Origin of the sequence: Yersinia sp. 1252 StPb PI (assembly GCF_048593885.1) — a bacterium.
Taxonomy (GTDB): domain Bacteria; phylum Pseudomonadota; class Gammaproteobacteria; order Enterobacterales; family Enterobacteriaceae; genus Yersinia; species Yersinia enterocolitica_E.
On sequence record NZ_JAZGQE010000484.1, the window covers coordinates 1 to 479 of the forward strand.

Here is a 479-nt window from a genome sequence, read left to right on the forward strand (position 1 = left end):
GTTTTTTCTAATTATTTTTTTGGTTACCTTGACAGAAAACAATTCTAATTCATCAAGATCAACCACAGGTTCAAATACTTTATCATTTTGTTTTTCAAGATAAACATCACGCTTATAATTCATATCGGTGTCAGGTCGTTTTAACGGGTGAATACTTACTCTTATTCCACCAAAATTTTCTTTTTTCTTATACCATAGTGATTTATCACCAGGTTGCATATCCGGCCAATTTATTATCATCGGTAATGCTACGAAATCGGTATCACACCCTTTTGTATTTTCAGTAAAACTGTAGCCCCAGGCGCTGGTACCGCTATATTCTGTCCAGTAAAAAACATAGCTATTCGGCACTTCCATTACATGACCATTAAATTTACCGCAAACAAAACCGGGGCGATTTTCGGCGAAACCGAGTGGTGACATTAGCAGAAAAGCCATTATCAATAATATGATAAAATATCTCACCCGCGTTTTATCAC

General features: G+C 35.9%; 1 protein-coding gene. It reads right to left on the bottom strand.

Annotated elements, in window-relative coordinates; genetic code table 11:
* Positions 1–423 (bottom strand): hypothetical protein (locus V2A85_RS24440; protein ID WP_420072656.1); only part of this gene is annotated, 423 nt, incomplete at its 3' end.
* Between the last annotated feature and the right edge of the window lie 56 nt (positions 424–479).